The organism is Acidimicrobiales bacterium (assembly GCA_035540975.1).
GTDB lineage: Bacteria > Actinomycetota > Acidimicrobiia > Acidimicrobiales.
On record DATLFN010000127.1, the window covers coordinates 1 to 21,164 of the forward strand.

The 21,164-nt window shown below is 74.3% G+C and carries 19 protein-coding genes, 1 tRNA gene and 1 pseudogene; 16 read left to right on the forward strand and 5 right to left on the reverse strand.

Annotated features, from left to right (window positions below; all coding sequences use genetic code 11):
- Window positions 1-228: 228 nt before the first annotated feature.
- The 6 genes from panC to lysS are packed head-to-tail and all read left to right on the forward strand — an operon-like array spanning window position 229 to window position 6,132.
- On the forward strand, window positions 229-1,053 hold the full coding sequence (gene panC / locus VM242_12635) for a pantoate--beta-alanine ligase (GenBank protein HVM06010.1): 825 nt from the start codon (window positions 229-231) through the stop codon (window positions 1,051-1,053).
- Complete coding sequence (panD, locus tag VM242_12640; protein HVM06011.1) at window positions 1,050-1,409, forward strand: aspartate 1-decarboxylase; 360 nt, start codon at window positions 1,050-1,052, stop codon at window positions 1,407-1,409. The genes panC and panD overlap by 4 nt, the downstream gene beginning before the upstream one ends.
- A gap of 12 nt (window positions 1,410-1,421) precedes the next feature.
- Window positions 1,422-2,987 carry an FAD-binding protein gene (locus VM242_12645; GenBank protein ID HVM06012.1) on the forward strand — a complete coding sequence of 522 codons (1,566 nt, stop codon included), beginning with the start codon at window positions 1,422-1,424 and terminating at the stop codon, window positions 2,985-2,987.
- A complete protein-coding gene (gene nadC / locus VM242_12650; protein ID HVM06013.1) occupies window positions 2,984-3,838 on the forward strand; it encodes a carboxylating nicotinate-nucleotide diphosphorylase in 855 nt (284 codons plus the stop codon). Before VM242_12645 ends, nadC begins: the two co-directional genes overlap by 4 nt.
- Window positions 3,838-4,611, forward strand: a complete 774-nt coding sequence (locus VM242_12655; protein ID HVM06014.1) for a type III pantothenate kinase — start codon at window positions 3,838-3,840, stop codon at window positions 4,609-4,611. The genes nadC and VM242_12655 overlap by 1 nt, the downstream gene beginning before the upstream one ends.
- A 9-nt stretch (window positions 4,612-4,620) precedes the next feature.
- Window positions 4,621-6,132 carry a lysine--tRNA ligase gene (lysS, locus tag VM242_12660; GenBank protein ID HVM06015.1) on the forward strand — a complete coding sequence of 504 codons (1,512 nt, stop codon included), beginning with the start codon at window positions 4,621-4,623 and terminating at the stop codon, window positions 6,130-6,132.
- Window positions 6,133-6,180: 48 nt separating this feature from the next.
- Here lysS and VM242_12665 read toward each other — a convergent pair whose 3' ends face one another.
- Window positions 6,181-7,182, reverse strand: a complete 1,002-nt coding sequence (locus VM242_12665) for a polyprenyl synthetase family protein (GenBank protein ID HVM06016.1) — start codon at window positions 7,180-7,182, stop codon at window positions 6,181-6,183.
- 163 nt (window positions 7,183-7,345) lie between these two features.
- Here VM242_12665 and VM242_12670 point away from each other — a divergent pair, with 163 nt between their 5' ends.
- A complete protein-coding gene (locus VM242_12670; protein ID HVM06017.1) occupies window positions 7,346-9,805 on the forward strand; it encodes an ATP-dependent Clp protease ATP-binding subunit in 2,460 nt (819 codons plus the stop codon).
- A gap of 194 nt (window positions 9,806-9,999) precedes the next feature.
- On the opposite strand, the gene VM242_12675 is transcribed toward VM242_12670, so the two are convergent.
- Window positions 10,000-11,169 (reverse strand): S8 family peptidase, encoded by a 1,170-nt coding sequence (locus tag VM242_12675; GenBank protein ID HVM06018.1) that lies wholly within the window; start codon window positions 11,167-11,169, stop codon window positions 10,000-10,002.
- Window positions 11,170-11,470: 301 nt separating this feature from the next.
- Between VM242_12675 and VM242_12680 the strand changes: the two genes are divergently transcribed.
- The 4 genes from VM242_12680 to VM242_12695 all read left to right on the forward strand — a co-directional run bounded on the left by VM242_12680 (window position 11,471) and on the right by VM242_12695 (window position 15,430).
- Window positions 11,471-12,187 carry a hypothetical protein gene (locus VM242_12680; protein HVM06019.1) on the forward strand — a complete coding sequence of 239 codons (717 nt, stop codon included), beginning with the start codon at window positions 11,471-11,473 and terminating at the stop codon, window positions 12,185-12,187.
- Window positions 12,188-12,320: 133 nt separating this feature from the next.
- Window positions 12,321-13,694 (forward strand): DNA repair protein RadA, encoded by a 1,374-nt coding sequence (gene radA / locus VM242_12685; protein ID HVM06020.1) that lies wholly within the window; start codon window positions 12,321-12,323, stop codon window positions 13,692-13,694.
- Window positions 13,695-13,704: 10 nt separating this feature from the next.
- Window positions 13,705-14,778, forward strand: coding sequence for a DNA integrity scanning diadenylate cyclase DisA (gene disA, locus VM242_12690; protein ID HVM06021.1), 1,074 nt, complete (start codon window positions 13,705-13,707; stop codon window positions 14,776-14,778).
- Between the two features lie 7 nt (window positions 14,779-14,785).
- Entirely contained in the window at window positions 14,786-15,430 is a 645-nt protein-coding gene (locus tag VM242_12695) for a dienelactone hydrolase family protein (protein HVM06022.1), read from the forward strand.
- Between the two features lie 44 nt (window positions 15,431-15,474).
- Here VM242_12695 and VM242_12700 read toward each other — a convergent pair whose 3' ends face one another.
- On the reverse strand, window positions 15,475-15,762 hold the full coding sequence (locus VM242_12700) for a helix-turn-helix domain-containing protein (GenBank protein ID HVM06023.1): 288 nt from the start codon (window positions 15,760-15,762) through the stop codon (window positions 15,475-15,477).
- 107 nt (window positions 15,763-15,869) lie between these two features.
- Window positions 15,870-16,160, reverse strand: a pseudogene (locus VM242_12705) (cyclic nucleotide-binding domain-containing protein).
- Window positions 16,161-16,238: 78 nt separating this feature from the next.
- Here VM242_12705 and VM242_12710 point away from each other — a divergent pair.
- From VM242_12710 to sigH, 5 genes are all read left to right on the forward strand, one after another.
- A complete protein-coding gene (locus VM242_12710; GenBank protein ID HVM06024.1) occupies window positions 16,239-16,727 on the forward strand; it encodes a CarD family transcriptional regulator in 489 nt (162 codons plus the stop codon).
- 53 nt (window positions 16,728-16,780) lie between these two features.
- Entirely contained in the window at window positions 16,781-17,836 is a 1,056-nt protein-coding gene (locus tag VM242_12715) for a hypothetical protein (GenBank protein HVM06025.1), read from the forward strand.
- 226 nt (window positions 17,837-18,062) lie between these two features.
- Entirely contained in the window at window positions 18,063-19,166 is a 1,104-nt protein-coding gene (gene ispD / locus VM242_12720; protein HVM06026.1) for a 2-C-methyl-D-erythritol 4-phosphate cytidylyltransferase, read from the forward strand.
- Window positions 19,163-20,014, forward strand: a complete 852-nt coding sequence (gene rlmB / locus VM242_12725) for a 23S rRNA (guanosine(2251)-2'-O)-methyltransferase RlmB (protein ID HVM06027.1) — start codon at window positions 19,163-19,165, stop codon at window positions 20,012-20,014. The genes ispD and rlmB overlap by 4 nt, the downstream gene beginning before the upstream one ends.
- A gap of 219 nt (window positions 20,015-20,233) precedes the next feature.
- Window positions 20,234-20,890 (forward strand): RNA polymerase sporulation sigma factor SigH, encoded by a 657-nt coding sequence (gene sigH / locus VM242_12730; protein ID HVM06028.1) that lies wholly within the window; start codon window positions 20,234-20,236, stop codon window positions 20,888-20,890.
- A 21-nt stretch (window positions 20,891-20,911) separates the two neighbouring features.
- On the opposite strand, the gene VM242_12735 is transcribed toward sigH, so the two are convergent.
- Window positions 20,912-20,985, reverse strand: a tRNA-Thr gene (locus VM242_12735).
- Window positions 20,986-21,164: the final 179 nt, after the last annotated feature.

Below are 21,164 nucleotides of genomic sequence, written 5' to 3' on the forward strand. Positions count from 1 at the left end.
GCCTTCGTCCTCGTCCCCCTCCACGACCTCGCCCCCGACCTCGCCGGCCCCCGGCCCGACGCCCCCGGCGTCCGCCGGGTCGCCGACCTCTGACGCAGCAAGCCGACCGTCCCTTCTCGCACCAGGAATCGACCGTCACCGGTCGATTCCTGGTGCACGAACCGGAGGGGTACGGTGGGACGAACGAACGGCACCCCGGATGGGGGCCGGAACGTCCGGGAAGGCTCCGTGGACCTCTTCGACACCGTGGCCGCGTTCCGCGCCGCGCTCGACGCCGAGCGGGCGGCGGGGCGCACGGTCGGCCTCGTGCCCACCATGGGCGCCCTTCACGACGGGCACCTGTCCCTGGTCCGCCGAGCGGCGTCGGACTGCGACGTGGTCGCGGCCACGATCTTCGTGAACCCCCTCCAGTTCGGGCCCACGGAGGACCTGGCCACCTACCCCCGGGACCTGGCCGCCGACGCCGCCCTCGGCGAAGGGGCGGGCGTGGCCCACCTGCTGGCCCCCGCCGTCGACGAGATGTTCCCCTCGCCGCCGCTCACGACCGTGCACGTGGCCGAGCTCACCGAAGGAGGCGAGGGGGCGTCCCGGCCCGGCCACTTCGACGGCGTGGCCACGATCGTGGCCAAGCTCTTCGCCGTCGCCGGGCCGTGCCGGGCCTACTTCGGCGAGAAGGACTGGCAGCAGCTCCAGGTCGTGCGGCGCCTGGCGGCCGACCTGTCCTTCCCGGTCGAGGTCGTCGCCTGCCCCACGGTGCGGGAGGCCGACGGCCTCGCCCTCTCCAGCCGCAACCGCCACCTGTCGGCCGCCGAGCGGGGGGCGGCGCCCGTGCTGCACCGGGCCCTGCTGGCCGGGCGCGCCCTGGTGGCCGGTGGCTGCTCCGACCGGGACGAGCTGCGCCGGGCCATGGCGGGCGTGGTGGCCGCCGAGCCCCTCGCCCGCCTCGACTACGCCGAGGTGGGCGACGGCGGCCCGGGCGCCCTCCGCCTGCTGGTCGCCGCCCGCATCGGCGCCACCCGCCTGATCGACAACCTGGAGGCGCCCCTGCCATGAGACGGCACATGCTCAAGTCCAAGATCCACCGGGCGACCGTCACCGGCGCCGACGTCGACTACGTCGGCTCGATCACGGTCGACGCCGCCCTCCTGGCGGCCGCCGACATCCGCGAGCACGAGCAGGTCCACGTGCTCGACGTCGACAACGGGGCCCGGGTCGTCACCTACGCCATCGCCGGCGGCCCCGGCGAGATCTGCGTCAACGGCGCCGCCGCCCACCTGGTCCGGCCCGGCGACCGCGTGATCGTGCTCACCTACGCCGAGTACGACGAGGCGGAGCTGGACGGGTACGGGCCGGTCGTCGTCCACGTGGACGGCCGGAATCGCCCGCTGGCGGCCGGGCTCGCCCGGTAGCCTCGCTCCGTCGTGGACCTGGACCTGCTGGTGCTCGGCTCGGGCGTGGCCGGCCTGTCGGCCGCGGTGCGGGCCGCGCTGGAGGAGCCCGGGGTGCGGGTCGGCGTGCTCACCAAGGCGGAGCTGGCCCAGACCGCCACCCGCTGGGCCCAGGGCGGGGTGGCCGCCGCCCTGGGCGGGGACGACGAGGACTCCACCGACCTCCACCTGGCCGACACGCTGGCCGCCGGGGCGGGCCTGTGCGACGGGGACGCCGTGCGGGTGCTGGTGGACGAGGGGCCCGGGCGGGTCAACGAGCTCATCGCCCTGGGTGCCGTGTTCGACCGCAACCGCGAGGGGAAGCTGCTGCTGTCCCGCGAGGGCGGCCACTCGGTGGCGAGGGTCGTGCACGCCGGCGGCGCCGCCACCGGCGCCGAGATCGAGCGGGCCCTGGTCGACGCCGTGCGGGCCACGGCGGCCGCCGTGTTCGAGCGGTGGTTCGCCCTCGACGTGGTGGTGGAGGACGGCCGGTGCCGGGGCGTCGTGGCCCTCGACGAGGCGGGGGCGCGCCGCGAGGTGCGGGCCACCCACGTCCTGCTGGCGACGGGCGGGGCGGGCCAGCTGTACGCCGTCACCACCAACCCGCTGGAGGCGACGGGCGACGGCGTGGCCATGGCGCTGCGGGCGGGCGTGGCCGTCGCCGACGTGGAGTTCATGCAGTTCCACCCGACGGCGCTGCACCACCCGGCCATGCCCCGCCCGCTGCTCTCCGAGGCGCTGCGGGGCCACGGCGCGCTGCTGCGGGACGCCAACGGCGAGCGGTTCGTGGACGAGCTCAAGCCACGCGACGAGGTCAGCCGGGCCATGATGGCGCTGATCCTGGAGCAGGGCGTGGAGCACCTGTGGCTGGACGCCACCGGGCTGGAGCGCTTCGACGAGCGGTTCCCCACCATCGCCGCCTCGGTGCGGGCCGTGGGCCTCGACCCTGCCGCCGACTGGCTGCCCGTGGCCCCCGCCGCCCACTACGTGAGCGGAGGCGTGGTGACCGACCTCGACGGGGCGACCGCCCTGCCCGGCCTGTGGGCGTGCGGGGAGGTGGCGTGCACGGGCGTGCACGGGGCCAACCGCCTGGCGTCGAACTCGCTGCTGGAGGGGATGGTGTTCGGCCCCCGGGTGGTGGAGGCGGTACTGGCCGGCAAGGACGGCCCCGAGGCCACCGGCGCCATGCGCGACGTGCTCGACGCCCGGCCCGACCGGGTGCTCCCGCTGCGCCCGGTGGGGGCGGTGCGCCCGGTGGGGGCGGCGGGTACGGCCACGCCGGCGGGTACGGCCCCCGAGCCGGTCAAGGCCCGTTCCGTCCTCCAGCACGCCATGACGGGCGGGGCGGGCGTGCTGCGCACGGCCGCCTCGCTGGCCGCCACCACCGCCACCGTGGAGGCCGTCGACGCCGGTGCCGACCCCGAGCTGGCCAACCTCGTCCTCGTCGCCCGCGCGCTCCTCCTCGCCGCCACCGCCCGGGAGGAGACGCGGGGGTGCCACGCCCGCACCGACTTCCCGTCGGCCCGGCCCGACCTGGCCTCCCGGTTCGTGGTCCGGTGATCTCCGGCCACCGGCCCTTCGACCCGCCGCCCGCCGCCGTCGCCGACGTGGTGGCCCGCGCCCTGGCCGAGGACGTCCTCCCCATGGGCGACCTCACCGCCGCCCTGGTCGACGCCGACCTGGCCGCCACCGCCGAGGTGGTGAGCCGGGCGCCCGGCGTGCTCGCCGGCTCGGCCTGCTTCATCGAGGCCTACGCCCAGGTCGACCCCGGCGTGTCCGTGCGGTGGGCCCTCCTCGACGGCGACGCCGTGCACCCGGGCGCCCGGGTGTGCGAGGTGTCGGGCCCGCTGGCGTCGATCCTCACGGGCGAGCGCACCGCCCTCAACCTGCTGTGCCACCTCTCCGGCGTGGCCTCGCTGACCCGGCGCTACGTGGACGCCGTGGGCGCCTCGTCCACCCAGGTGCTCGACACCCGCAAGACGCTGCCGGGCCTGCGCGCCGTGCAGAAGGCGGCCGTGCGGGCGGGCGGGGGCTTCAACCACCGGGGCAGCCTCTCGGAGATGGTGCTGGTGAAGGACAACCACCGCGCCGCCCTCGGCATCGGCGAGGCCGTGGCCCGGGCCCGCCGGCGCTGGCCGTTCCGGGGCGTCGAGGTGGAGTGCGAGACGGTCGAGCACGTCCGCCAGGCGGTGGCGGCGGGGGCGTCCGCCGTCCTGCTCGACAACATGACGCCCGCCCAGGTGAAGGAGTGCGTGGCCGAGGTGGCGGGCCGGGCCCTCACCGAGGCGTCGGGCGGCGTGGACCTGCGCACCGTCGGCGCCTACGCGGCGACCGGGGTCGACTTCGTGTCGGTGGGCGCGCTCACCGCCTCGGCGCCGTCCCTCGACCTCGGCCTCGACCTCGAGCCCTGATGCTGCTCGCCGTCGACACCGGGAACACCCAGACCGTCCTCGGGCTGTTCGACGGCGACCTGCTGGTCTCCAACTGGCGGTTGGCCACCGACGCCGCACGGACCGCCGACGAGCACGCCCTGGTCGTCTCCCAGCTCCTCGACCTGGAGGGCTACGGCGCCGAGGACGCCGTCACCGGCATTGCCATCTCGTCGACCGTGCCCACCGTCACGGCCACCCTGCGGGCCATGACCGAGCGCTGGTTCCCGGTGCCGACGGTGGTGGTCGAGCCGGGCGTGAGGTCGGGCGTGGCCATCCTGGCCGACAACCCGAAGGAGGTAGGCCCCGACCGGGTGGCCAACACCGTCGCCGTCTCCACCCTGTTCGGCGGGCCGGCCATCGTCGTCGACTTCGGGACGTCCACCAACTTCGACGTGGTCTCGGCCAAGGGCGAGTACCTGGGCGGGGCCATCGTCCCCGGCATCGAGATCAGCCTGGACGCCCTGTTCGCCCGGGCCGCCGCCCTCCGGCGCGTCGAGCTGGTGGAGCCCCGCAGCGTGATCGGGAAGACGACCGTCGAGTGCATCCAGTCGGGCGCCCTGTACGGGTACACCGACCTGGTCGACGGCATGTGCCGGCGCATCCAGGCCGAGATCGGGGCGTGCACGGTCGTCTCCACCGGCGGCCTGAGTGGCCTGCTCAGCCCCCTGTCCGCCACCATCGACCGCCACGAGCCGTGGCTGACCCTGCACGGCCTGCGCCTGGTGTTCGAGCGCAACACCGGCGACGGATAGGGGGAACCCATGGCCGAGATCCCCTACCGGTTCGAACGCGACCGTGACGCCGCCTCGCTGCACGCCGAGCTCGCCGGCCTCGACCCGGGCGCCGAGACGGGCACCGTCGTGTCCGTCGCCGGGCGCCTGATGCTGCGCCGGGCCCAGGGCAAGCTGGCCTTCGGCACCCTCCAGGACTCGAGCGGCCGCATCCAGCTCTTCGCCACCAAGGACCGCACCCCCGACTTCGACGGCTTCGGTGCCCTGTCCCTGGGCGACTGGATCGGCGTGCGGGGCGAGGTGGTCAAGACCCGCCGGGGCGAGCTGTCGGTGATGGTGGACGAGTGGGTGCTCCTCGCCGAGGCCCGCCGCCCGTTCCCCGACAAGTGGCACGGCCTGTCCGACGTCGACACCCGCTACCGCCAGCGCTACGTGGACCTGTGGGTCACCGAGGAGTCCCGCCGCGTCCTCCGGCTGCGCAGCCGCCTGGTCAGCCTCCTGCGCCGCTTCCTGGAGGACCGGGGCTTCGTGGAGGTGGAGACGCCGGTGCTGCACCACGTCGCCGGCGGGGCCCCGGCCCGGCCCTTCGTCACCCACCACAACGCCCTCGACCTCGACCTGTCGCTCCGGGTGGCGACCGAGCTCCACCTCAAGCGGCTGGTGGTGGGCGGCTTCGAGAAGGTGTTCGAGGTGGGGCGGACGTTTCGCAACGAGGGCCTGTCGCCCCGGCACAACCCGGAGTTCACCATGCTCGAGGTCTACGAGGCGTACGCCGACTACGGCGACATGATGGCCCTCACCGAGGACCTGGTCGTCCACCTCGCCACCGAGCTGCACGGGACGACGAAGCTGAGCTACGGCGACCGGGCCCTCGACCTCACGCCCCCGTGGCGGCGGGCCACGCTCGCCGAGCTGGTGGAGGAGCACGCTGGCCTGCGCGTCTCGGTCGACATGCCGGTGGACGAGCTGCGGGCGATCGCCTCGGCCCACGGCGTGGACGCCCACGACGGGTGGGGGCCGGGGAAGCTGGTGCTGGAGATCTACGAGAAGACCACCGAGCACGCCCTGTGGGGCCCGGTGTTCGTCTGCGACTACCCCCGGGAGGTGTCGCCCCTCGCCCGCGCCCACCGCAGCACGCCCGGGCTGGTGGAGCGGTTCGAGGTCATCGCCGCCGGGCGGGAGCTGGCCAACGCGTTCAGCGAGCTGGTCGACCCCGACGACCAGCGGGCCCGCTTCGAGGACCAGGCCCGCCAGAAGGCGGCCGGGGACGACGAGACCATGGAGATCGACGAGGACTTCGTCAGGGCCCTGGAGTACGGCATGCCGCCCACCGGCGGCCTCGGCATCGGCGTCGACCGCCTGGTCATGCTCCTCGCCGACGCCCACCACATCCGCGACGTCCTGCTGTTCCCGACCCTGCGACCAGAGGTGATCGTTCGTGGCTCGCCGGCCGTCGAAGCAGACGCCGCCCTTCCCGGACCCGGGTCAGTCGCCGGCCGCCGGTTGCCGCCGGAGGCGGCCTCCCCGGATGGCGACAAGTAGAGGAATCGGGCGGAGGGTGACCGGCTCCGCCGGTCGCCCGGAGCACCGTCAAGCTCGCCGAGGAACCTCTGGTTCCGAGGCGATGTCCTCCAGCAGGCGGTGGCCGAGGTCGGCCATGGCGTCGCGGATGGGACCGGCCGGGAAGGCGCCGGCCGACCGGGCCGCCTGTTCGGCGTAGCCGGTGGCGACGGCGTAGGCGGTGGCGATGGCGTCGGTGGACCGGACGATGTCCCGGGCCTTGTCCCGCTCGGGGGTGTCGAGGGGCTTGCCGAGGAGGGCGCGCAGCTCGTCGCCCGCCTCGGGCTCCGCCAGGGCGACGATCACGGGGAGCGTGTAGGTGCCCTGGACCAGGTCCTGGCCGGCGGGCTTGCCCAGCGACTCGTCGGTGCCCACCACGTCGAGGATGTCGTCGCGGATCTGGAACACCATCCCGAAGGCGTGCCCGTAGGCGGTGAGCGCGTCGACGGTCGCCCGGTCGAGCCCGGCGGTGAGGGCGCCGATCCGGCACGACGCCGACATGAGCGACGCCGTCTTCCCGCCGATCGAGGTGAGGTACGCCTCCTCGGTGCGGTCCACGTCGAAGGCGGTGCGCAGCTCGCCCACCTGCCCCTCGCACAACCGGCCGATGGTGGTGGCCAGCAGGCCGGCGACCTCGGTGCCCAGCGAGGCGGCGATCTCGGACGCCCGGGCCAGCAGGAAGTCGCCGGCCAGGATGGCGACCAGGTTCCCCCACCGGGAGTTGACCGTCTCCACGCCGCGGCGGCTCGTTCCCTCGTCCATGACGTCGTCGTGGTACAGCGAGCCGAGGTGCACGAGCTCGACCGACACGCCCCCGTGCACCACGCCGGGCACGGCGTCGACGCCGCCGACCGCCGCCGCGGTGACCGCCAGGGCCGGCCGCAACCGCTTCCCACCGGCGCCGATCAGGTGGCCCGCCACCTGCGTCAGGAAGGGATCGTCGGCCTCGACGGAGCGGTGCAGCGCCTCCTCGACGGTGGCCAGGTCCTCCCTCAACCGGGGAAGGTTCAGCAGGTCGGCGATGTTGACCATCGGCTAAGACCGTACGCCAGACCGTCGATGTACCAACAAACGGTGGTTCTGCCTCGATCGATCAAAGTTCTCCACCCTGGGTAGACTGACCCCGAGACCACTCGCTCCACGAGGAGGCGGTCACTTGTTCGAACGCTTCACCGACCGGGCTCGACGAGTCCTTGTGCTGGCGCAGGAGGAAGCGCGCCTGCTCAACCACAACTTCATCGGGACCGAGCACATCCTGCTCGGGCTGATCCACGAGGGCGAGGGCGTCGCCGCCAAGGCACTCGAGTCGCTGGGGATCTCGCTGGAGGCCGTCCGGGAGAAGGTGGAGGAGACGATCGGGCCTGCCGGCTCGTCCACCACCGGCTCGCCGCCGTTCACGCCCCGGGCCAAGAAGGTCCTCGAGCTCTCGCTGCGCGAGGCCCTCCAGCTCGGGCACAACTACATCGGCACCGAGCACATGCTCCTCGGGCTGGTCCGGGAGGGGGAGGGCGTCGCCGCCCAGGTCCTGGTGAACCTGGGTGCCGACCTGTCGCGGGTCCGCCAGCAGGTCATCCAGCTGCTGTCCGGCTACGCCGGCGGCAAGGAGTCCACCTCGGCGCCCGGCGCCACGGGCTCGGGCAGCCCCGAGACCCCTTCGGGCTCGCCGGTGCTGGACCAGTTCGGCCGCAACCTCACCACCCAGGCCCGGGAGAAGAAGCTCGACCCGGTCATCGGGCGCGAGCGCGAGATCGAGCGGGTCATGCAGGTCCTGTCCCGCCGCACCAAGAACAACCCGGTGCTCATCGGGGAGCCGGGCGTCGGCAAGACCGCCATCGTCGAGGGCCTGTCGCAGCGCATCGTCGCCAACGACGTGCCCGACACGCTCAAGGGCAAGCAGCTCTACACGCTGGACCTCGGCGCCCTGGTGGCCGGGTCCCGCTACCGCGGCGACTTCGAGGAGCGCCTCAAGAAGGTGCTGAAGGAGATCCGCACCCGGGGCGACATCATCCTGTTCATCGACGAGCTGCACACGCTCGTCGGGGCGGGCGCCGCCGAGGGCGCCATCGACGCCGCCTCGATCCTCAAGCCCATGCTGGCCCGGGGCGAGCTCCAGACGATCGGCGCCACCACGCTGGACGAGTACCGCAAGCACCTGGAGAAGGACGCCGCCCTCGAGCGCCGCTTCCAGCCCATCAAGGTGGACGAGCCCACGCTGGCCCACACCATCGAGATCCTCAAGGGCCTGCGCGACCGCTACGAGGCGCACCACAGCGTCACCATCACCGACCAGGCGCTGGTCGCCGCCGCCAACCTGGCCGACCGCTACATCTCCGACCGCTTCCTCCCCGACAAGGCCATCGACCTCATCGACGAGGCGGGCTCCCGGCTGCGCATCCGGCGCATGTCCACGCCCACCGACTACAAGCAGCTCGAGGACGAGATCGCCAAGGTCCGCAAGGAGAAGGAGCAGCACATCGAGCACCAGGCCTTCGACCTGGCCAAGGGCGCCTCGGAGAAGGAGAAGGCCCTCCTCCAGCGGCGCGAGGCCAAGGAGGCCGAGCTGCGGGCCGCCGGCGACAACCTGTTCGACGTCGTCGACGAGGAGGTCATCGCCGAGGTCCTGGCCAACTGGACCGGCATTCCCGTCACCCAGCTCACCGAGGAGGAGACGGCCAAGCTCCTCCGCATGGAGGAGGACCTGCACCGGCGGATCATCGGCCAGGAGGACGCCATCACGGCGCTGTCCCGGTCCATCCGCCGCACCCGGGCCGGCCTCAAGGACCCCAAGCGCCCGAGCGGGTCGTTCATCTTCCTCGGCCCTACCGGAGTCGGCAAGACCGAGCTGGCCAAGGCGCTGTCGGAGTTCCTGTTCGGCGACGAGTCCTCGCTGATCCAGCTCGACATGTCCGAGTACATGGAGAAGCACACCGTCTCCCGCCTGGTCGGCTCGCCCCCGGGCTACGTCGGCTACGAGGAGGGCGGCCAGCTCACCGAGGCCGTGCGCCGCAAGCCCTTCTCCATCGTGCTGTTCGACGAGATCGAAAAGGCCCACCCCGACGTGTTCAACACCCTCCTCCAGATCCTGGAGGACGGGCGGCTCACCGACGCCCAGGGCCGGTCGGTGGACTTCAAGAACACCGTGCTGATCATGACCTCCAACCTGGGCACGGCCGACCTGCGCAAGGCGTCGATCGGCTTCGCCAAGACCAGCGAGTCGGTCACCTACGAGCGGATGAAGGAGAAGGTCAACGAGGCGCTCAAGCAGCACTTCCGGCCCGAGTTCCTGAACCGCATCGACGAGGTCATCGTCTTCCACGAGCTCACCAGGGAAGAGGTCACCCAGATCGTCGACCTGATGATCAAGCGGGTGCGCGACCAGCTGGAGGGCCAGGGCCTGGGCTTCGAGCTCACCCAGCAGGCCAAGCTGTTCCTGGCCGAGAAGGGCTACGACCCCACGCTGGGCGCCCGCCCCCTGCGCCGGGCCATCCAGACCTACATCGAGAACCCGCTGTCGGAGCGCATCCTGGTGAAGGAGTTCCCGGCCGGCGAGACGATCATCGTCGACGTCGAGGACGGCGAGTTGGTGTTCCGGGCCATCGAGGGCTTCGAGCCCCCGCCGGTCGAGCTGGCCGGCACCGGCTCCGGCACCGACTGAACCGGACCGCAGCACCGAGGTCGATACGCGAGGAGGGCCCCCGACGAGAGGCGGGGGCCCTCCTCGTTGCACCCTGCGATCAGTAGTTGGTGAACAGCAGGTGGTTGTTGGCGGTCTTGGACGAGCGGTGGGCTTCGACGCGGCGAGGCCCCCGCCGGGAGGGCGGGGGCCTCGTTCGCCGCGCCGAGCGGTGGTCAGAAGGTGGCGACGTTCTCCCGGGTGATGGGGCGGCCGTCCTTGCTGTAGTTGCCCGTCCCGGTCGCCGCGCTCTTCAGGGCGTTCTCCACCCCGCTAGGGGTGGCCGACGTATGGGACGAGAGGTACAGGGCGCCGCCGCCGGCGCCGTGGGGCGAGGCCATCGACGTGCCCGACATGGTGGTGGTGCCGCCGCCCCGCTTGGTGGACAGGATGCTCACGCCGGGGGCCCAGATGTCCACACAGGAGCCGTAGTTGCTCCACGACGCCTCCTTGTCCGCGGAGTCGGTGGCGGCCACGGTCAGGATCCCGTTGTTCGTCCCGGCACCGGCCCGGGCCGGCGAGGAGTTGCAGGCGTCGGCGCCGTCGTTGCCGGCGGCCAGGGCGTAGAACACCCCGCTGGCGGCCGAGGTCTTGACCGCGTCGTCCACGGACTGGTTGGCGCCGCCGCCCAGGCTCATGTTGGCCACCGCCGGCTTCTTGGCGTTGGCCGTCACCCAGTCGATGCCCTTGATGACGCCGGACCAGGAGCCCATCCCGCTGCACCCCAGCACCTTGACGCCGGTGACGGGGGCGCCGGGGGCCACCCCGACCACGTCGGAGGTGTTGTCCGTGGCCGCCACCGTGCCGGCCACGTGGGTGCCGTGGCCGTTGCAGTCGTCGTTCTTGCCGCCGGCGAAGTTGACGTGGTTCACCTTGTTGATGTCGGGGTGCGTGCCCACGCCGCTGTCGATGACGTAGACGTTGACGTTGGTGACGGCGCCGGTGCCGTCTCCTGCCTTGGTCGAGCTGACGTCGGCCTCGATCTTGTCGATGCCCCACGGCAGCGCCTGGGCCACCGCCCGGGCCACCCCGTCGGGCTCCACCCGGACGACCCTCGGGTCGGCGGCCACCCGGGCGGCGGCCTGCTCCGCCATCCGGGCGGCGTAGCCGTTGAGGGCGTGCTCGTAGACGAAGCCCACCTGGGCGCCGTGCTCGGCCGCGTGCTGGGCGGCCACCGCCCGTGACGAGGCGCCGTCGACCAGGGTGACGATGTACGACCCGGCGACCGCCGCTTCCGGCGGGGCGCCGCTGGCCGGTGGTCCCGCCGCCGCCAGCCCGGCGGCCACCACGGCGGCGCCGGCCAGGCCCCGCGCCCAGCGGCTTCGAGTTCGGATGCGCTTGCCCATGTGTGGCCTCTCCCCCTTCGCCCCCCTCGGGCGCGTCGTGCGAATGGTCGGTTGCGGGAGGATCCCGCCCGTGTCGGCCCGCCGCCGGCTGTCAACTGCACCGGGCCCGGGCTAGTCGTGCGGATGCGCCGCTGCGCGAAAGATCTGTCCCGGCGGAAGCGTAACGAAGGGCGCCCGCCGCTCCAAGGGTCAAACGGCCCTGCCCGGCCCGCGGAGGCGGACGCGTACGCTCGGGCGGATGTTGCGCGCTCGTCGACGCCGACCTGACGCGGCCCCGTGGCGCCGCGCCGCGGGCGCCGTGGTGGCGGTCGTCGCCCTGGGCGGTTGCCGGGCGGACGTCTCGGTGGAGGTGGAGACGGCGGCGGGCGGCGGCGGCCGCGTCGTCGCCGTCGTGCGGCTCGACGGGCAGGCGGTCGAGCAGGTCCCCGACCTGGCCGACCAGCTCCGGGTGGACGACCTCGAGGCGGCGGGGTGGGTCGTGGAGGGGCCCACTCCTGCGCCGGGCGGCGGCGCCACGCTCGAGGCGTCGAAGCCGTTCTCGTCGACGGCGGGCGCCCGCCGGGCGCTCGACGAGCTTGGAGGGCCGTCGGGACCGTTCCGCAACCTGCGGCTCGCCCAGGACCGCGGCTTCTGGCGGACGCGCAGCACGCTGTCGGGCACCGTGGACCTGTCGGCCGGGCTGGGCGCCTTCGGGGACGACGCCCTCGCCGAGGAACTGGGCAGCCCCACGCTCGGCATCGACCCGGCGGGGCTCGAACGCGAGCTGGGCCGCCCCCTCGGCGACGTGCTGGGCTTCGAGGTGGTGGCCGACCTGGCCGGTCGCTCCGACGACGACGCCCCGGGAACCCGCGCCGGCGACGCCGTGTGGCCGGTGCCGCTGGGCGCCACCGTGGAGGTGCGGGCCACGTCCGTGGCGTGGAACGCCGTCAGAGTGGCAACCAGCGCCGTCGCCGTCGGCTCGGGCCTGGCGCTGCTCGTGGTCGTCGTGCGGCGCAGTCGCGGGATGTCGTGGGGATGAGAGCCCCGGCGGCAGGAAGGGGCGCATAGCGCCCGTTCTTGCCGCCGGAAGGCCGAGCCGAAGTGCCCCCCCGCCCCACCAGTCGATCGGCGGCATCCCCGCCCGCGTCACACCCCGTCCGTAGCCTCGGGGGATGGCCACCAGGACGCGGCTCGTGCACCGGTGCAGCGACTGCGGCGGGACGGCGCCGCGGTGGTCGGGGCGGTGCCCGGCGTGCGGGGAGTGGAACACCCTCGTGGAGGAGGCGGAGCGGGCCCTCCCCGCCGCCGGCCCGGCGGCGGGGGAGGGCGGCGCCCGGCCGGTGCGGGTGGCGGACGTGGAGATGGCGGAGTGGCGCACCCGGCCCACCGGCGTGGAGGAGCTCGACCGCGTCCTCGGCGGCGGCCTCGTCCCGGGCTCGGTCACCCTGGTCGGGGGCGAGCCCGGCATCGGCAAGTCGACCCTGCTGCTCCAGGCCGCCGCCTCCATGGCGGCCACCGGCGCCCGCTGCCTGCTGGTGTCGGCCGAGGAGTCGGGCCAGCAGGTCCGGCTGCGGGCCGAGCGCATGGGAGCGGTGGGCGCCGAGCTGTGGCTGGTGGCGGAGACGTCGCTGCCCGCCGTCGTCGCCGCGGTGGACGAGGTGAAGCCCGACGTGCTCGTCGTCGACTCCATCCAGACCGTCTTCGACCCCGACGTCGGCTCCGCCCCCGGCTCGGTCTCCCAGGTCCGGGAGTGCGCGGCGCGGCTGGTCGCGCTGGCCAAGGCCAGGGGGCTGGCCACCGTCCTGGTCGGCCACGTCACCAAGGAGGGGACGCTGGCCGGCCCGCGGGTGCTGGAGCACGTGGTGGACACCGTGCTGTCCTTCGAGGGTGAGCGCCACCATTCCCTGCGCCTGCTGCGGGCGGTGAAGCACCGGTTCGGGGCCACCGGCGAGCTCGGGCTGTTCGAGATGGCGGGGACGGGCCTGGTGGGCGTGCCCGACGCCGGTGCCCTGTTCCTCGCCGATCGCCGGGCCGGCGTCCCCGGCTCCGTCGTCGTGCCGGCGATGGAGGGTCAGCGGCCGCTGCTGGTGGAGGTCCAGGGCCTGATCTCGCCCACCGACCTCCCCATGCCCCGCCGGTCGGCCCAGGGGCTGGACGGTGGGCGCCTCGCGCTCGTGCTCGCCGTCCTCGCCGAGCGGGCGGGGATGACGTTCGGCAAGGCCGACGTCTACGCCTCGGCCGTCGGCGGCGTGCGGGTCACCGAGCCGGCCGCCGACCTGCCCGTCGCCCTGGCCCTGGCGTCGGCCAGGACCGGCGTCCCCCTGCCGCCCGACCTGGTCGCCTGCGGCGAGGTCGGGCTGGGCGGCGAGCTCCGCCAGGTCGCCTCGCCCGGGCGCCGCCTGGCCGAGGCCGGCCGGCTGGGGTTCCGTCGGGCGATGGTGCCGCCGTCGGCCCCCGAGGTCGCCGCCGGCCTGCTCATCCTGCGCCCCGCCACCCTGGCCGAGGCGCTCGACCTCCTGGGCATGCCGGCCGCCTCGCGGCAGTAGCATTCCCATCGTGATCAGCCGGCGCAGTACGGCGATGACCGAGGCGCTCGGCGCCGTCGCCCCCGGCCGCCCGCTCCGTGAGGGCCTCGACCGGATCCTCCAGGCGAACATGGGCGCCCTCATCGTGGTCGGGGACGGTCCCGAGGTCCTGGCCATCTGCTCGGGTGGGTTCCTGCTGGACGCCGAGTTCAGCCCGCAGCGCCTGTCGGAGCTGGCCAAGATGGACGGCGCCATCATCCTGGCCTCCGACGCCAGCCGCATCGCCCGGGCCAACGTCCACCTGGTGCCCAACCCCAACGTGCCCACCTCGGAGACGGGGACGCGCCACCGCACGGCCGAGCGGGTGGCCCGGTCAGTCGACGTGCCGGTGATCTCGGTGTCGGAGGACATGTCGATCATCGCCGTGTACCGCCACGACCGGAAGCACCCCCTCGAGCTGGTGCCCCGCCTGGTCACCCGGGCCAACCAGGCCCTCCAGACGCTCGAGCGCTACAAGACCCGCCTGGACGCCGTCAGCGGCGCCCTCTCGGCCCTCGAGGTCGAGGACCTGGTCACCGTGCGCGACGTGGTCACCGTGCTCCAGCGGGCCGAGATGGTCCGGCGCATCGCCGAGGAGATCGACGGCTACATCGTCGAGCTGGGCACCGACGGCCGGCTGGTGCTGCTCCAGCTGGAGGAGCTCATGGGCGGCGTCGAGGACGACCGCCGCCTCGTCCTCAAGGACTACTACCAGGACCGGCCCCGCTGGCGGCTCGACAAGGCCATGGAGGCGCTGTCCAGCCTGAGCACCGAGGACCTGCTGGACCTCAAGTCGGTGGCCGCGGTCCTCCACCTGCCGGGCGACTCGGCCGAGCTGGAGGCCGGCGTGCAGCCCCGCGGGTACCGGCTCCTGTCGAAGATCCCCCGCCTGCCCGAGGCGATCATCGAGAACATCGTCGCCCGCTTCGGCAGCCTCCAGAAGGTGCTGCGGGCGGGCACCGACGAGCTCGACGACGTGGAGGGCGTGGGGGAGGTGCGGGCGCGCGCCATCAAGGAGGGCCTGTCCCGCCTGGCCGAGACGTCGATCCTCGACCGGTACGCGTGAGGTACGCGTGAGGATCACCCTGCCGTCCGGAACCGCCGCCGAGGTGGCCGTCCCCGACGGGGCGCCCAGCCGGGGCGTGGTCGTCGCGCCCGACATCATGGGCCTGCGGCCCCTCTTCGACGACCTGGTCGCCCGCCTGGCCAAGGAGCACGGCTGGGCCGTCTGCGCCGTGGAGCCGTTCCCGGGCCGGGAGGACCTGCCGCAGACCGAGCGGGACATCGCGTCGAACCCCGATGAGCGGGCGGTGGGCGACCTGGTCGCCGCCGCCGACCACCTGGGGGTCGAGCCGGTGGCGGTCATGGGCTTCTGCCAGGGTGGCGCCTGGGCCTTCAAGGCCTCGGCCGCCGGGCGCTTCGACCGGGCGGTGGCGTTCTACGGCATGATCCGGGTGCCGTGGGCCCGGGAGGGCCACGGCCAGCCGTTCGACGCCCTGTCCCGCCCCGGCCGCTGCCCCGTGCTGGCCATCGTCGGCGGCCTCGACGCCTTCACGCCGCCCGACGACGTGGAGGCGCTGGCCGCCCTGCCCGACGTGGAGATCGCCCGCTACCCCGAGGCGGAGCACGGCTTCGTCCACGACCCCGAGCGGCCCACCCACCGGGCCGACGACGCCGCCGACGCCTGGCGCCGGGCCGTGGCCTTCCTGAGCCGCTGACCGGGCCGGGGCGCCGGTCGCGTCCCGACCCGTCGTGCCGTCGCTCAGCGGGCGCGGTCGGCCAGGCGCTGGCGGTCGAGGACCCGGTAGCGGCGGCCGGCCTGCTCCACCCAGCCCAGGCGCACGAAGGCGGCGATGGCCTTGTTGACCCGCTCCCGGGAGGCCCCGACCATGGCGGCCAGCTCCTCCTGGGTCACCGACGGCCCGAACCCGTCGCCCGGCCCGGCCAGCTCCAGGAGGCGCTTGGCCGTCCGCCCGGGGACGTCCAGCAGCATGGCGTCGGCCAGGCTCTCGTCGGTGGCGCGCAGGCGCCGGGCCAGCAGGGCGAGCACCGCCCACAGCGCCTGCGGCCTCTCCTCCAGGGCGGCGCGCAGGTCGGGTAGGGCACCTCCAGCAGGTGGCAGGCGTCGAGGGCCCGGGCCTGGGCCGCCCGGCCGCCGCCGTCGAAGAGGCCCACCTCGCCGAACACGTCGCCCCGCTCCATGAGGGCGACCACCGACTCCCGGCCGGCCTCGCCCGCCCGCTTCACGATGGCGATGCGACCGGACACGACCACGTACACGGCCGCCGCCGCCTCGTCCTCTTCGAACAGCACGTCGTTGCGGGCCAGTCGCACGGGCCGGGCGGCGGCCGCCACCGCGGCGAGACCACCGGCGCCGAGCACCGAGAACAGCGGGGAGGAGGCCAGGAGCTCGGCCGGCATTCGGGCGAATGGTACGCGCCGGTCCATCCCGCCACGTCGAGTTGTCCGCTCTGTGCCCACCCCGGTACCCTGGGCCCATCCCTTCTTCGTCCAACCAGGAGAGGCATGCCTGAAACTGCGTTCGACGTCGGTGACAAGGTCGTGTACCCCCACCACGGGGCGGCGGTGATCGAGAAGCGGGAGCAGAAGGAAGTCTTCGGGGAGAAGCGGGAGTACCTCGTCCTCAAGCTCGCCTACGGCGACCTCACGCTCATGGTGCCGTGCGACAACACTGACGAGGTCGGGCTGCGTGAGGTCATCAACGACGAAGAGGTCGAGGAGGTGTTCGCCGTCCTTCGCAAGAAGGAGGCGCGCATGCCCACCAACTGGTCCCGTCGCTACAAGAACCACGTCGAGAAGCTGAAGTCGGGCGACATCTACCAGGTGGCCGAGGTCGTGCGGAACCTCTCGATCCGCGACAAGGACAAGGGCCTGTCGGCGGGCGAGAAGCGCATGCTCACCCGGGCGCGCCAGATCCTGGTGTCCGAGCTCACCTTCGCCATCGGGGTGACCGAGGAAGAGGCCGAGCAGAAGCTCAACGAAGCGCTGCCGTAGGCCCCGCGCTCCAGCGCGCTCCAGCCGCCTCCGCCCGAGGCCGATACAGGGACGTGTTCGTCGAGGTCGTCCGGCTGTTCATCGTCTTCCTGGCCACGGCGGCCGGCTTCGCCGTGGGCCACGGGCGGGCGGGCGGCGATCCGGGCACCGGCGCCATCATCGGCGCCACCCTCGGCGCCTGCGTCGGCTACGTCGCCGGCGGGATCCTCGGGCGCATCCTCGACGTCGCCATGGGCGTGGCCGAGCGGCGCATCGACACCGCACCGGCCCACCGGCTCTTCGCCGGCGGCGTGGGCTCGGTGGTGCTGGGCGGGCTCTCCGGCGTGGTCGTCCTCCCCGCCGCCTTCGTGTTCCCCGCCCAGGTCGGCTGGTCGATCGTGGGCCTGGTGGTGTGGGTCGGCACCTTCCTCGGGTTCCGCCTGGGGGCCCGCAAGAGCGACCAGCTGCTGGCCATGGCCGGCCTCTCCTCCCGCCCGCTGGTCCGGGCCACGTCGTACGGGCCCTCCGATACCGGCGGGGTGATGGTCGACGCCGCCGCCGTGGTGGACGGCCGGCTGCTGGCCCTGGCCCGCTCCGGGTTCCTCCGCGACGCCGTCCTCGTCCCCCGCTTCGTGCTCGACGAGCTGCACGCGATCGCCGAGTCGGCCGACGCCGCCCGGGGCCGGCGCGGGCGGCGGGGGCTGGAGATCCTCGACGCCCTGCGCAACCACCCCGGGGTGAGCGTGCACGTCCTCGACGACGAGGTGCCCGAGCACGACGACACCGATGCCCGCCTGGTCGCCCTGGCCCGCCGCCTCGGCGCCGGGCTCCTGACGCTCGACGAGGGCGTGCTCCGGACGGCCGAGCTCCAGGGGGTGCACTGCCTGAGCCTGCGCCGGCTGACCGAGGGCCTCCGCCCCGTCTACCTGCCCGGTGAGCGGGCCCGCATCCCGATCGTGCGGGAGGGCAGGGAGCCGGGCCAGGGCGTCGGCTTCCTGGAGGACGGGACCATGGTCGTCGTGGGCGGCGCCGCCTCGTTGGTAGGCAACGAGGTCGACGTGCGCATCACCAGCAAGGTCGAGACGTCGGTCGGCCGCATGCTCTTCGCGTCCATGGCCACCGAGGCGTAGGGCGGGGAGGGCCCGGAGGCCGCCCGGCTGGGAAAGGTCCGTGGCCGCACTCGCCGCCGCAGGCGGCCTCTCCGGCTGCGGACACCGGAAGGGACAGGGCGGAGCGCGGCGCGAGCTCCGCTCGCCCGCCGGAGCACGATCCGACTCGGCCGAGTGGAGTGAGCGAAGCGAACGAACGAGGCCGACGTACTCGCCGCCGCCCGGCCGCAGCCGCGAGTATGGGCCGGTGAGCGTGTGGACCATCGTGGTGGCGGCCGGCGCCTCGAGCCGGTTCGGGCGCCCCAAGCCGTACTCGGCGCTGGGCGGGCGTCGGGTGCTCGACTGGTCCCTCGCCGCGGCGCGCCAGGTGGGCGACGGCGTCGTGCTCGTGGTGCCCGCCGACATGGCCGACCGCCCCGAGCCGGCCGCCGACGTGGTCGTGGCGGGCGCCGCCACCCGCTCGGGTTCGGTGCGCAGGGGGCTGGCCGCCGTGCCCGCCGACGCCGAGGTGGTGGTGGTCCACGACGCCGCCCGGCCGCTCGCCACGCCGGCCATGTTCCGCGCCGCCGTGGAGGCCGTGCAGGCGGGCGCGGAGGCGGCCGTGTGTGCCGTCCCCGTCACCGACACGGTGAAGGAGGTGGACGGGACCACCGTCGTGGCCACCCTCGACCGCACCAGGCTGTGGGCCGCGCAGACGCCCCAGGCCTTCTCGGCATCCGCCCTGCGGGCGGCCCACGAGGCGGAGGGCGAGGCCACCGACGACGCCGCCCTGCTCGAGGCGGCCGGCACGCCCGTGGTCGTCGTCCCCGGCGGGGCCGGCAACCTGAAGGTCACGGTGCCCGGCGATCTGGTCGTGGCCGAGGCGCTGGTGGGCACGTCGCCCCGGGTCGGCCAGGGCTTCGACGTGCACCCGTTCAGCGACGATCCCGGCCGCCCCCTCGTCCTCGGCGGCGTGGTGTTCGACGGAGAGCGGGGCCTGGCCGGGCACAGCGACGCCGACGTGGTGGCCCACGCGGTGGCCGACGCCCTGCTCGGCGCCGCCGGACTGGGCGACCTGGGCCGGCACTTCCCCGACACCGACCCGGTGTGGGCGGGCGCCGACAGCATCGGCCTGCTCGGCGAGGTCGTGCGGCGGGTGGGCGAGGCCGGGTGGCGGCCCGCCAACGCCGATTGCACCGTCGTTCTCGACCGCCCCCGCCTGGCACCCCACCGCGACGCCATGGAGAAGTGCCTGGGGGCGGCGGTGGGCGCTCCGGTCAGCGTGAAGGCGGCCCGGGCCGAGGGGCTGGGCGCGCTGGGCCGGGGCGAGGGCATCGCCTGCACCGCCGTCGCCCTGGTCGTCCCCGGATGACGCCGCCCCGGGGACGGCGACCGTCGGGGCCGTCGGGCCCGCCGCCGCGCCGCCGACCGGCCGCCGCCGGCCCCCCCCGGCGATCGCAGCCGAGGGACCCCCGCGGCCTCGGCGGCGAGCAGGTGGAGGGGCGCCGGGCGGTGCGCGAGCTGCTGGTCGCCGGGCGCCGCCGCGTGCGCGAGCTGTACGTGGCCGAGGGACTGGACCCGTCCCCCGTGCTGGGCGAGATCCTCGACCTGGCGGCCAGGGCCCGGGTCCCGGTCCGCCGCGTGGGCCGCGGCCGCCTCGACGGGATGGCCGCCACCGACGCCCCACAGGGCGTCGTGGCCCGCGCCGCGCCGCTCGAGGAGGCGGACCTCGACGACCTGGCGTCGCCTGCGGACGGCCGCCCCCCCTTCCTGCTGGTGCTCGACGGCGTGACCGACCCCCACAACCTGGGCGCCCTGCTCCGCACGGCCGAGTGCGCCGGCGCTACCGGCGTCGTCCTGCCCCGCCACCGCGCCGTCCACGTCACGCCCACGGTGGCCAAGGCGGCGGCCGGGGCCATCGAGCACCTCCCCATCGCCGTGGTGCCGGGCCTGCCCGCGGCGATGACCACCCTGCGCCGGGCCGGGGTGTGGACCGTCGGCCTCGACGCGGGCGCCGACCGCAGCGTGTTCGACCTCCCGCTCGGGCCCGAGCCGGTGGCGCTGGTGCTGGGCGCCGAGGGCGGCGGCCTCTCGCGGCTCGTCCGCCAGCGCTGCGAGGTCGTGGTGTGCATCCCCCAGCGGGGCGCGCTGGCGTCGCTGAACGTCTCCGCGGCGGGCGCCGTGGCCTGCTTCGAGCTGGCCCGCCGCCGCAGCTCCTAGCCCGCCCGCAGCGGGTTGGGCGGCGGCGACGCGGTACGGGAATTCTTCGCGCCATTCGTGCCCCGGGGTCCGGTTCGCGGCCCGGGCCAGGGGCAGGGGCCCGACCGGGCCATTGACACCCCGGGGGGCCGTAGCTACAAATGACTAGTCCTACCCGCAACCCCTCGTTGCAAACGCCACGCTTCGGACTTTCTTCACACCACCGCAGGAGCAGAGCCGATGACGACCCGCTGTGACGTCCCCCTCCTCGAGCTCGCGGACACCGAACTGGTCCGGAGGTACCACGCGGGCGACACCGACGCCCTGCTCGTCCTGCTGGAGCGCTACCGGCGCTTCGCCAAGGCCCGGGCCCGGAGCTACTTCCTGATCGGCGCCGACTCGGACGACATCGAGCAGGAGGGGATGATCGGCCTGTTCAAGGCGGCGCGCGACTTCCGCCCCGACCGCGAGGCGTCCTTCCGAGCGTTCGCCGAGCTCTGCATCACCCGCCAGGTCATCAGCGCCGTGAAGTCGGCCACCCGCCACAAGCACCAGCCGCTGAACCAGTACGTCTCGCTGTCGGGCACCCGGGGCGGCGACGACGCCGGCGAGCGGTCGCTGGAGGACATGCTCGACCCGCTGGCCGTGCCCGACCCGGCCGACACCGTGGTGTCCAACGAGCGCCTGGCCGCCATGCGCCGCTCCATCGGCGAGACGCTGTCGGGCCTCGAGGTCGACGTCCTGCGCCTCTACGTCGAGGGGAAGTCGTACCAGGAGATCAGCGAGCAGCTGGGCCGGCACGTGAAGTCGATCGACAACGCCCTCCAGCGCATCAAGCGCAAGCTCGAGGGCCACCTCCGGGAGGACGGCCCGGAGGCCGAGCGCCTCCCGGCGTGACGGTGGAACGGCGCGGGGACGAGCCCGAGGTGGGACTCGAACCCACGACCTGACGCTTACAAGGCGCCTGCTCTGGCCGGCTGAGCTACTCGGGCGACGAGGGGTCACTAGCAGACCACAGCACCGGCCGCCGGGGCACGTGGCGCCCGGGGCCCGCTGGCCCAGCCCTCGCGGGCGGTGGCCGCCAGCAGGGCGTCGACGGCCTCGAGGTGTCGACGGCCTCGAGGTGAGGAGCCGGGCGAAGTGGTACCCCTGGGCCATCACGCGTCTCAGG